We start from the raw sequence: 11,429 nt of genomic DNA, 5'->3' as shown, positions 1-11,429 counted from the left end.
CAAAAAAGCCGCTGGCAGCCCTTACTAGCCGATAGAGCTTCAGCGCGCGGTTTGCACCAAGTGCTGCAGGCACCCCTGCAGCGCTGCAGCATCATCTGTGATGACGCTGAGCGGGATCGTGGCTGGGGCGACGATGCCGGGGCCTTCGGATTCCAGTGTCTCTACAAACAGCGGTAGGGCGCGGCTGCCCAGCACGCCTCGGGCGGCGCTGCCGGCGAAGACGATGCCGTCACGCGGCAGGTATTGGTGGATCAGGGCGCGGGTGAGATAGGCCAGCGCCTTGGTGAAGAGCTCTACCGTGGCCGTCGCGGCTTCGTCGTTTGCCTCATAGGCTGCGATGATGCTGCCACCGTCCAGCGTTGCGCCGCTCAGAAGGCTATGCAGGCGTTCAAGACCGGGGCCGCAAAAGAGGTCTTCGACAGTTTTGAGAGGCGCGGCCTCTGCACCAAGGGCGTCTTGCATCAGCTGGCCGATGCTGTGGGGCACTTCGGCGTGTCCGAGCTCGGCCTCAATCACCAGAGTATCGCCGTGGCGGGTCTGTTTGGTGAGGCTGACGTTAAAGCCCGTGCCCAGACCCGTGACCAGAGATTGACCATTGGTGGGGGCGACGCGGGTGCCAAAGATATGCTCAGGCGTGATACGGGGCAGGGCGTAGCCGAGGGCGGCGAGGTCGTTGATCAGCTCGGCACGTGCTGCGCCGGATTGTACGCCAAAGCCTGCGGCAGAGAGCGCCCAGTTGCGGTTGGTGAGGCGGCCTTCGCCCGCTTGCACGGGGCCAGCGATGGCGATGCAGATGCCATCAAGGTGGCCGGTTCTCTGGGTCGCGAGGAAATGCGCGAGGACAGCGTCAAAGCTGTCAAAGTCGTCATTGCGGGCGCGCAGTATCGTTTCCTGATGCACGCCTTCCGGTCCGGCCAGTGCCAGACGGGTGTTGGTGCCTCCGATATCGCCGACAAGGTAGGTCATGCGCCCGCAACTTTCTTGGTTCATCTGTTTTGGTTCGTTTAGCGAATTTATTCAGCCCTGAACAGGGACGCCTTCGGGGCGTTTGCCCAGAATGATCATGCCGAGGAGGTCGTCGTCGGTGACGTCTTTCACGTCCACCGTGCCGACGAGCTGGCCATTTTTCATCACTGAGGCGCGGTCACAGAGTTCCATGACATCGTGGATGTCGTGGCTGATCAGGAAGATACCGATGCCTTCGGCCTTAAGCTGTTGGATCAGCTCAGACACCATTTGGGTCTCATGCGGCCCAAGGGCGGCGGTGGGTTCATCCATGATCAGGATCTTGGCGTCAAAATAAACTGCGCGCGCAATGGCAACCGATTGGCGCTGACCACCTGAAAGGGCAGAGACAGGCTCGGAGAACTTCTGGAAGTTCGGGTTGAGCTTGCCCATGATCTTGCGAGTTTCGGCCTCCATCGCGTCGTCATCCACGGTGCCAAAGGCGGTGGTGAGCTCGCGCCCCAGGAACAGGTTGGAGGCAGCATCGAGGTTATCGGCCAGCGCAAGGGTCTGGTAGATGGTCTCGATGTTGTATTTGCGCGCATCACGCGGGTTGTGGATCTCTGCCTTTTTACCGTTGATGTAGATCTCGCCGCCGTCAGCCTGGTAGGCGCCAGACAGGATCTTGATCAGGGTGGATTTGCCTGCGCCGTTGTGACCCAGAAGGCCAACCACTTCGCCAGGGTGTAGATCAACAGAGACATGGTCGACCGCTTTGATCCCACCAAAGGAGATGTGGATGTCGCGCATGTCTACGAGAGGGGTTTGCTTGTCCATAATAGAACTCCTTATGCGCCGGTTACGCGCCAGTGCGGCGGCGGTAGACGATGTCGACATAAACGGCGAAGACGAGAACGATGCCTACAACGATGTTTTGCAGCGGGGCGTCCACACCCACGGAAGCCATGCCCGATTGCAGGGATTGCATGATCAGGGCGCCGATGACAGCACCGTAGATGGTGCCTGCGCCGCCTGCCAATGCAGTGCCGCCGATCACGGCTGCCGCGATCACACGCAGCTCGTCCAGTGTGCCGAGGCCCACGTCTACCGCGTTCAGGCGGGCTGAGGCGATGATGGAGGCGATCCCGGTCAGTGCGCCCATCAGGGCAAAGATTTTCACGGTCAGAAGACGGGTGTTGATGCCGGAGAGCTCTGCCGCTTCAGGATTGCCACCGGTGGCGTAAACATAACGGCCAAAGCGGGTGCGGGTGGCGACGATGGTCATTACAATCGCAACGCCCAGAAGGATCACAACAGGGATGGCAACACCGTGGTTCCAGACCAGACCGTCGGTGTATTCGATCCCTTGCGCTTCGGTCATGCGGCGCATCGCGCCTTTGGGGATCGGGTAGCTGTTCATGATCCACACAAAGCACATGATCAGGCCAGCAGCGATCGCGATCAGGACGCCTTCGGCCCAGACCGGCTTTACGGTAAAGCCGTGGCTCGCTTTGTTGCGGCGGCTCATCAGCATGAGGGCGACGGCGACAACGGATGCAAAGATGCCAAAACCCCAGCTGAGCGTTTCGCCCAAAGTGCCTTCTGCGCCGCCGCCAAGGAGGCGGAAGGTTGGGTCAAGCGGGGCTTGGGTCTGGCCTTTGGTGACCCACCACATGGCACCGCGATAGACGAGGAAGCCACCCAGTGTCACGATGAAGGCCGGCACAGTGAGATAGCCGATGATCCAGCCCTGAAACGCGCCGAGCAGCGCCCCCATGAACACAGCGGCAAACACAGCGATGATCCAGATCGACCAATGGCCGAGGCCAACAATCTGAGGCAGCCATTGCACCTGAAGCGCGGCGACGGTCATGCCGATGAAGCCCAGCATGGAGCCGACGGACAGGTCGATGTTGCGGGTCACGATCACAAAGACCATGCCGGTGGCCATCACGGCGACAGAGGCGGTTTGGACCGAGACATTGAAGAAGTTACGTGGAGATAGGAAGCGGCCATCGGTGAAGATGCCGAAAACAACCCAGATCACCACAAGCGCGCCGATCATGCCAAGCAGACGGACATCCAGCCCAAGCTTGTCGATCAGGTTTTTGGCTTGTTTTTGCATTGTGCGTTACCTTTTTGAGCGCCGGAATTTGGGTGTACAGGGCCAGCCTGTGCGACCCGGGCCGCGACAGCAAAGTCTTTTGCAGTTGTGTGTGGGGGTGGGGAGTGAGGTGTGCCCCCCTGACGGATCAGGAGGGCAAAGTATCAGATCAGTTGCAGGCGGCGTTGGAAGAGCCGGCGCAGAGCACGTCTTTGGCAATCCAGCCCGCGTCCAGAACAACGTTCAGATTGTCGGCGGTGACAGGCACAGGTGCCAGGAACATGGAGGTCATTGTGGTGCCGCCTGGGGATGTCCAGTCGGAAGCACCGTCAACCGCTTCGCCTTTGGCCAGAGATACAGCGATCTCACCAGCCGCTGCGCCAAGTGCGCGTGCGTCTTTCCAGACAGACACGGTCTGGGTGCCGGTGGCAACGCGGTTCAGAGCGGCGTGGTCACCGTCCTGACCGGAAACCGGAATGCCTTCCATGCCTTGAGCGGTCAGTGCGGCCACAACGCCACCAGCGGTGCCGTCGTTAGAAGCCACAACCGCGTCCACTTTGTTGTCCACAGAGGTCAGGATCTGTTCCATGTTGCGCTGTGCGTTGGCTGGAACCCAACCATCGGTGTAGGCTTCGCCAACGATCTTGATGTCGCCGGAGTCAATCGCTGCCTGCAGCACTTCCTGCTGACCACCGCGCAGGAAGTCTGCGTTTGGATCGGTCGGGGAACCTTTGATCATCACGTAGTTGCCCTTTGGCATCGCTTCGAGCACGGCGCGGGCCTGCATACGGCCAACTTCAACGTTGTCAAAGGTCAGGTAGAAGGCGCGGCTGTCTTCGATCAGGCGGTCATATGCAACGACAGGGATCTCTTCGTCCGCTGCGGCCTGCACGGCTGGGCCAACAGAGGAGGCGTCCTGTGCAAGGATGATCAGCGCGTCTGCGCCCTGAGCAATCAGGCTTTCGATGTCAGACAGCTGCTTGGCAGAGGAGCTCTGCGCATCGGCGGAAATGTACTTGGCGCCAGCTGCGTCCAATGCGCTTTTGATGGCGGCTTCGTCGGTTTTCCAGCGCTCTTCCTGAAAGTTGGACCAGCTCACGCCGATCACCAGATCTTCGGCAAACGCCGCTGTGCTCATAAAGGCGCCGGCGATGATGGCCGTCGCAGAAGCGAATAGTTTCATGGTTTCCTCCCAAAGGTTTTCCCCGGCAGTGGCCGATGTGAATCGGTTTTGGTCCGGGTTGTCCCATTGTTAGCAAAATAAATTTGTAAATCAAATTAATTCAGCTAAGCTTGCATGAAGGCACAGAACGCCGCCATGGTGGTGGGCCAGTTCAGCGCTGTATTCCACGACCGGAATGACGCGATGCCTGATGGGAGGGAGGTCCGTAAATGTCTGTTAATCAGAGGGAAATTGGTCGCCGTGTGCTGCTGGGAGAAATCCGCAGACATCAGCGCATCCCGCGGATCAACCTCAGTGAGATTACTGGCATTAGTAGAGCGACTGTGACCACGATCACTGCAGAGTTGTTGCGAGAAGGATTGATCGAGGAGGTCACCAGCGAATCTCCTGACAAGGATGCGCGCCGGGGACGGCCCAAAGTGGACCTCAAGATTCGCGGTGCGGCGCGATTGATTGCCGGGGCGAAGATCTCAAACCGGACGGTTTCTTTGGTGTTGCTGGATTTTGAGGGCAATCAGCTGGCTTCCCATGAGGCGGAACTTGAACATGCGGTGCAACCCGCCAAAGACTTGGCGGACACTCTGGCTGAACTGGTGGAGGCTCTGGCGCAGAAGATCGACAAGTCGCTGACAGATGTCGCCGGGCTTGGGCTGGGCATTGCGGGCATTGTGGATGCGCCGCAGGGGTTCGTGCATTGGTCGCCGTCCTTAAGCACGCGCAATGTGCAGTTTGGCGCGGTTCTGGAGACGGCGCTGGGCATTCCCGTTTTTCTGGACAACGATGCCAACCTTGTGGCGATGGCGGAGAAGAGCTTTGGCCTGGGGCAGGGGCATCGCGATTTTATTGTGGTCACCATCGAGAGCGGTGTGGGGATGGGGATCGTCATCAATGATGAGATCTACCGAGGGACACGCGGCTGTGGTGCGGAATTTGGCCACACCAAGGTTCAGCTTGAGGGCGCTTTGTGCCGATGCGGGCAGCGGGGATGTCTTGAGGCCTATGTGGCGGATTACGCGCTGATGCGCGAGGCAATGATCGCGACTGGTGAAATGGCGGAGCGACAGGTGGTGGATATTCTGGCCTCTGCCAAGCAGGGCGATGAGGTGGCGGCCTCCATCGTGGAGCGCGCCGGACGGATGTTTGCGATGGGGCTGGCCAATCTGGTGAACATTTTTGACCCGGAGCTGATCATCCTTGCCGGAGAGCAGATGCAATCCAGCCACCTTTACGCCGAAGAGGTGATTGATGCGATGCGTAAGTCGATTGTGCAGATCGACAAGGCCCCGCCGGAGGTGGTGATCCACAAATGGGGCAACCTGATGTGGGCGCGAGGTGCGGCGGCTTATGCGCTTGAGAATGTTTCGGAAACCGCGCTGCAGGGGATGGCAGATCATGTTGGATAAGCTTGTGACGGGCTTGGCTGTGCTGGCGGCAAGTGGTGCTGGGGCAGAGGTGAAATTTGCGCCGGTCGATGTGACGCCGCACAGCTATGATGGCGGCTGGGAATTTTTCGTCGGCGGGGGCGTGGCCGCCTTTGATTGTGATGGCGATGGGCTGTCGGAGCTGGTGGCGGCAGGCGGGGCAAACCCACCTGTGTTGCTGCGCAATCGCAGTGAACTTGGTGGCGCTGTGGTGCTTGAAGCGACCTTGCCTGAGGCACTGAATATCACGGGGACCACCGGGTTTTACGCGCTCGATATCGATGGCGACGGGTGGCAGGATCTGGTGGCGTTGCGCGTCGGAGAGAACAAGCTGTTCAAAGGCGGCCCTGACTGCAGTTTCACACCTATGGATCTGCCGGGCTTTGAGGGCGGCGATGCCTGGACCACGGCGTTTTCAGCCACATGGGAAGGGGAGAACGCGCTGCCCACGTTGGCCTTTGGCAATTATGTGGATCGGGAAAATCCGGATGGGCCTTTTGAGGCCTGTGATACAAACGATTTGTTCCGACCGGACGGTGATGGCTACGCGCACAGCGCGTTTAAGCCGGGGTTTTGCCCACTGTCGATCCTGTTCTCAGATTGGGGGCGCAACGGGCGTGCTGATCTGCGGATGAGCAATGACCGGCACTACTACGTGGGTGGCGGGGCGGAGCAGCTTTGGGCGATGGAGGCCACGCCGCGGCTTTATGGGGAGGCGGACGGCTGGGCGACCCATATGCTTTGGGGCATGGGGATTGCGGAGCGTGATCTGGATTTTGATGGCGTGAGCGAGGTGTTTCTCTCCTCCATGGGGGATCAGCGCCTGATGCGGCGCACGGATGGGGCGCTGCCGACCTATGAAGATGTGCCTTATGCGCTGGGCACCTCGGCGCATCGGCCCTATGTAGGTGATGACGGGCGGCCTTCCACCGGTTGGCATATCGCCTTTGGGGATGTGACCAACGATGGGTTGGATGATGTGTTCATTGCCAAAGGCAATGTGGAGCAGATGCCGGATGCGGCGATGGAAGATCCCAACAACCTGTTGATCCAGCAGGAAGATGGCAGCTTTGCCGAGCAGGGTGATGCGGCCGGGATCGCCACATTGGCGCGCAGTCGGGGCGCCGCTTTGGTGGATCTGAATGCAGACGGGTTGTTGGATCTGGCAGTGGTCAACCGTCGAGCGCCGCTGGAGGTGTATCAGAATGTCAGCGCAGCGGCGGGCAACTGGCTGTCGTTGAGTCTGCAGGATGACGGGCCAAATCGCGATGCGGTTGGCGCGGTGATCGAGTTGCAGGCCGGAGAGCGGGTCTACACCCGTGAGATCACTGTGGGCGGCGGCCATGCCGGTGGTGTGTCTGGTGCAGCGCATTTTGGGCTTGGATCATCTGAGGTTGCGAAGGTGCGCGTGATCTGGCCGGAAGGCGCAGTGGGGTCTTGGCAGGAGGTGCCCCTAAATGGGCACTGGCGGATTGAGCGCGACGCGGGCCTGACTGCCTGGCCAAAGAGCTGAGCGGGGCGGCTTTCTCGATCAGTTGTCGAGTGGCAGCCCTGAGGGGACCGATGTTGGCACACCTAGGCGACCCTTGATCGCGTCATAATCCGTGAGGCTTTCCAGGAAGGCGAGGATCTGGCTGACCTCTGTGTCTGAAAGCGACACCGAAGGCAGATCGTTGGCCTGGGCGATTTGGCTGACTTCAGGCGCATCGTTCATCAATTTGAAATCATTTGAAAATGTCCCGTCAGAGAAAGTGGCCGCCGCAAGGGTGTAGGCGCTGAGCGAAGCCTCCGGGGTTAGGTGGTGACGCACGATGCCTTCGAGGCTTGTGAAAGCCCCGTTGTGCCCATAGGGGGCGGTTTGCGTGATGTTGCGCAGCGATGGCGTGCGGAAGCGATAGAAATCCTCGGCTGCACCGGTCACGCGACCGCGACCGACGTCGCGATTGTGGCGTTCAAAGCGGGCAGCCTTGCCCGGGCCGATCTGCGGCAGGGCGATGGCGTGGAAGCCATGGTCGGTCTGGAATTGGCCACTGTGACAGGTGCTGCACTGTGCCTTGCCGTAAAAAAGGTCCATGCCCGCGGCGGCATCCTCGGTGAGAGGCGTGCCATCGCGCAGAAAGGCGTCGAAGGCGGAGGCATCCGCGCGCCATTCAAAGGCGATGAAGGCGGCCATGACATTGGCGATGTCGTGGAACTTGATTGGGGCTTCGCCGATGACCTCGTCAAAGGCCGCGCGATAAGCGGGGATGGCCTCCACGCGCTTGGCCAATATGTCCCAGGCACCGCCGGGGCCGGTCAGGCGACCGAGGCGGACAGCTTGGGAAACATCGTTTTCAGAATAGTGCCCGGCCATTTCGTCACCTGACAACACGGGGAACATGGCTTGCGCGGCGAGCGCGTTGTCAAACCCCATTTCCATTTCGGCGCCCAGCGGGGTGCGGATGCCAGAGGGGCGGGTTGGGTCGTCTTCCAAACGCCCGTCGTGGAAGAAGACGGTAAATTCAGTTGCGCCGAGATTCCAAAGTGCGGGGGCGTTGCGTGGGATGCGTTGTTCCGGTGGATTGTCCGGATTGATTTTGCGGTTGAGCCCAAGGCCGGTTGCGCCGTCGCCGAGCCCCAAGGAGACCCCGTCAGAGGTGCCGAGATCTGGATGGTGGCAGGAGGCGCAGGAGACAGATTTGTTGCCCGACAGAATGGGATCATAGAAAAGAAGTTGACCAAGTTTGACCTCCGCCATGTCCTGTTCCGGGAACGTCGCATCTGCTTTGGGCAGCGGTGAAGCGTTTGCCAAAGCGGGCAAGATGGCGACGGTGCAGAACAGGAGATGGCGCATGGCTGGTCTTCCTTGGCAGTGTCTTCCCCACCTCGCTAGGCGAGGTGAGGAGAGTGGTTAAATTTCAATTAAACAGTATCTTAGACGAAGCGGTTTACGTAGTTTTCAAGAATCTCCTGACGACCGGATTTGGGTGCAGGGTTGATTTTACCGCTCATCACATCGGCGAATGTGCTGTCCAAATCACCGGCGAGCATGGCTTTGGCTTCGTCGCTTTCCCAACCGGCGTAGCGTTCGTTGAGCGCTTGTTCCAAGCCGCCGTCCTCAATCATCGCTGCCGCCGCTTTCAGGCCGCGGGCGCAGATGTCCATGCCGCCGACGTGTGCCGCGATGAGGTCTTCGGCATCCAGTGACTGGCGGCGGAGTTTGGCGTCAAAATTGGTGCCGCCTGTGGTGAAGCCGCCTGCTTTCAGGATGTGATAGTAGGACAGAGCCACTTCCGGCACGTTGTTGGGGAATTGGTCGGTGTCCCAGCCGGATTGATAATCGTTGCGGTTCATGTCGATTGAACCAAGAACGCCAAGCGCGGCGGCGGTGGCGATCTCATGTTCAAAGCTGTGACCGGCGAGGATCGCGTGACCTTGCTCAAGGTTCAGCTTCACTTCGTTTTCAAGACCGTATTTCTGCAGGAAGCCATAGCAGGTAGCGGCGTCAAAATCATATTGGTGCTTGGATGGTTCCTGGGGTTTGGGCTCAACCAGAATGGTGCCCTCAAAGCCGATCTTGTGTTTGTAATCCACCACCATGTTGAGGAAACGGCCCATGTGATCAAGCTCGCGGCCCATGTCAGTGTTGAGCAGGGTTTCATAGCCTTCGCGGCCGCCCCAGAGCACGTAGTTTTCGCCGCCCAGACGTTTGGTGGCATCCATGCAGGTTTTCACGGTGGCGGCAGAATAGGCAAACACTTCCGGATCGGGGTTGGTCGATGCGCCTGACATCCAGCGGCGGTGGCTGAACATATTAGCCGTGCCCCAGAGCAGTTTGATTTTGCGTGTGCTCATCTTTTCTTCAAAGTAATCAATGATCTCTTCGAAGTTTTTCAGGCTTTCGGCAAAGCTGTCGCCTTCGGGGCGCACGTCTGCGTCGTGCCAGCAGAAGTAAGGCTGGCCGAGTATGTCAAACATCTCAAAGGCGGCATCTGCTTTGACTTTGGCCATGTCCATGCGGGTTTGCGGATGCCAGGGGCGCTCAAAGGTCTGGCCGCCAAATGGGTCGCCGCCCTCCCATGCAAAAGAGTGCCAGTAGGCGATGGCAAAGCGCAGGTGGTCCTCCATGCGTTTGCCCATAACAACCTCTTCGGGGTTGTAGTGGTGGAAGGCCATTGGGTTGGTGCTGTCGGCACCCTCAAATTGAATGGGGGCGATGTCTTTGAAGAAGTCGGTCATTGTGTCAGGGCCTTTATGCCGGGGTAAGTTTTGACGAAGGCAGCGTAGGCCGCCTCATAAGCGTCGCGCAGCTCAGTGCGCGGGGCGATCGTGGTTGCGATCTCGGGTTTGGTCATGATCTCTTCGGGTGCGGCGCCGGTGGCGGCGCAAATCGCGAGGCGGGCGGCCCCCAAGGCTGCGCCAAATTCGCCCGCTGCGGGCAGGGAAATCGGCAGGTTCAGAAGCGTGGCGATGAGTTCGACCCAGTAAGGCGATTGTGCGCCGCCGCCGATTGCAATCAGGCTGTCGAGCTCTGCGCCCGTGGATCTGAGGGCCTCGTAGTTATCGCGCAGGGCAAAGGCCACGCCTTCGAGCACCGCTTGGCTCAATGCCTCGGGGCCGGAATTGATGTCGATGTTGAGGAAGCCGCCGCGGATTTCCGCGTCATTGTGCGGCGTGCGCTCACCCGACAGGTAGGGCAGGAAGCGGATTTGGCCGGGGCCTGTGATGGTGTTGCCCAAGGCGCTGGTGAGGTCGGCGGGGCTTTGATTTAGGTTGCGGGCGAGCCAATTGAGGCTATCGGTGGCCGCAAGGATGACACCCATCTGATACCAGCGGCCCGGAATGGCGTGGCAGAAGGTGTGCACAGCGCTTTCGGGTTTTGGCACATAAGCGCCGCGCCCGGTGAGCAGCACGCCGGAGGTGCCAAGGGAGACAAAACCGTCCCCTTCGTTCAGTGCGCCAATGCCGCATGCGGCGGCGGCGTTGTCTCCGGCCCCTGCGGCAACGATCACGCCCTTGGGCAGGCCAAGTTCTGCGGCGATGTCGTCACACACCGTGCCGATGGCCTCAGAGCCTTCAAAGAGTTTGGGCATTTGATCGGCGCGCATGCCGGAAGCGGTCAGCAAGGTGTCTGACCAATCGCGCGCGCCAACGTCGAGCCAGCTGGTGCCAGCGCTGTCAGACATGTCTGAGGCATAGACGCCAGTGAGCCAGAAGTTCAGATAATCCTTTGGCAGGAGGACCTTGGCGGTCTTGGCATATGTCTCAGGCTCATTGTCGGCGACCCAAGCAACTTTGGGGGCGTTGAAGCCTGGAAAGACGATGTTACCGGACAGTATTCGTACCTGATCAGTGGCGTCCAGCCGTGCTGCCTGATCGACAGAGCGGGTGTCGTTCCACATCATACAGGGGCGCAGAGGCGCACCGGTTTCGTCCAGCAGGTTGGCGCCGTGCATGTGGCCAGAGACGCCGATGCCTTTGATTGTGGCAACCTCATCGGGGAAGTCGGCGGCCAGTTGGGCGAAGACCTCTTTGGCGGCGCGGGTCCAGTCGGATTGCGCCTGTTCGCTCCAGCCAGCATGGGGGCGGGCGGTGTCATAATGCGCCTCACGCGCGGCGATCACATTTTGGCTCGCGTCAACCAACAGCGCACGCAAGCCAGACGTGCCCAGATCCAATCCCACAAACATGGGGGTCCTCCCTAAGTCTCCTCGACTTAATTTTTGCGTCAAATTAAATTGGAGATCAAACAGAAAATTGCGGTCGGCGCAGTTTTCATTACGTGTAGGTTCGCAGG

The 11,429-nt window shown here is 59.8% G+C and carries 9 protein-coding genes; 2 read left to right on the top strand and 7 right to left on the bottom strand.

Going from position 1 to position 11,429, the window contains the following annotated elements; translation table 11 throughout:
- Positions 1-39: 39 nt before the first annotated feature.
- The 4 genes from ACO07T_RS16485 to xylF form a co-directional block, all read right to left on the bottom strand.
- A complete protein-coding gene (locus tag ACO07T_RS16485; RefSeq protein WP_422050288.1) occupies positions 40-966 on the bottom strand; it encodes a glucokinase in 927 nt (308 codons plus the stop codon).
- 51 nt (positions 967-1,017) lie between these two features.
- Positions 1,018-1,782, bottom strand: coding sequence for an ATP-binding cassette domain-containing protein (locus ACO07T_RS16480; protein ID WP_422050287.1), 765 nt, complete (start codon positions 1,780-1,782; stop codon positions 1,018-1,020).
- 22 nt (positions 1,783-1,804) lie between these two features.
- Positions 1,805-3,070, bottom strand: a complete 1,266-nt coding sequence (locus tag ACO07T_RS16475; RefSeq protein ID WP_209063393.1) for a sugar ABC transporter permease — start codon at positions 3,068-3,070, stop codon at positions 1,805-1,807.
- A 148-nt stretch (positions 3,071-3,218) separates the two neighbouring features.
- A complete protein-coding gene (gene xylF / locus ACO07T_RS16470) occupies positions 3,219-4,232 on the bottom strand; it encodes a D-xylose ABC transporter substrate-binding protein (RefSeq protein ID WP_209079247.1) in 1,014 nt (337 codons plus the stop codon).
- 209 nt (positions 4,233-4,441) lie between these two features.
- Between xylF and ACO07T_RS16465 the strand changes: the two genes are divergently transcribed.
- A complete protein-coding gene (locus ACO07T_RS16465) occupies positions 4,442-5,635 on the top strand; it encodes an ROK family transcriptional regulator (protein ID WP_422050286.1) in 1,194 nt (397 codons plus the stop codon).
- The gene (locus ACO07T_RS16460) at positions 5,625-7,166 is read left to right on the top strand and encodes a CRTAC1 family protein (RefSeq protein WP_422050285.1); all 1,542 of its coding nucleotides are present in this window, start codon (positions 5,625-5,627) and stop codon (positions 7,164-7,166) included. Before ACO07T_RS16465 ends, ACO07T_RS16460 begins: the two co-directional genes overlap by 11 nt.
- An 18-nt stretch (positions 7,167-7,184) precedes the next feature.
- Here the strand turns inward: ACO07T_RS16460 and ACO07T_RS16455 are convergent, their stop codons facing one another.
- The 3 genes from ACO07T_RS16455 to xylB form a co-directional block, all read right to left on the bottom strand.
- Positions 7,185-8,486 carry a cytochrome-c peroxidase gene (locus tag ACO07T_RS16455; RefSeq protein ID WP_422050284.1) on the bottom strand — a complete coding sequence of 434 codons (1,302 nt, stop codon included), beginning with the start codon at positions 8,484-8,486 and terminating at the stop codon, positions 7,185-7,187.
- Positions 8,487-8,566: 80 nt separating this feature from the next.
- Positions 8,567-9,871, bottom strand: coding sequence for a xylose isomerase (gene xylA, locus ACO07T_RS16450; protein WP_422050283.1), 1,305 nt, complete (start codon positions 9,869-9,871; stop codon positions 8,567-8,569).
- The gene (gene xylB, locus ACO07T_RS16445) at positions 9,868-11,322 is read right to left on the bottom strand and encodes a xylulokinase (protein ID WP_422050282.1); all 1,455 of its coding nucleotides are present in this window, start codon (positions 11,320-11,322) and stop codon (positions 9,868-9,870) included. The genes xylA and xylB overlap by 4 nt, the downstream gene beginning before the upstream one ends.
- Positions 11,323-11,429: the final 107 nt, after the last annotated feature.

The sequence above is a fragment of the Shimia sp. genome, assembly GCF_965227725.1.
GTDB lineage: Bacteria > Pseudomonadota > Alphaproteobacteria > Rhodobacterales > Rhodobacteraceae > Shimia.
Note: the sequence above shows the minus strand (reverse complement) of the source record. Positions and strands in the feature narration are given on the sequence as shown.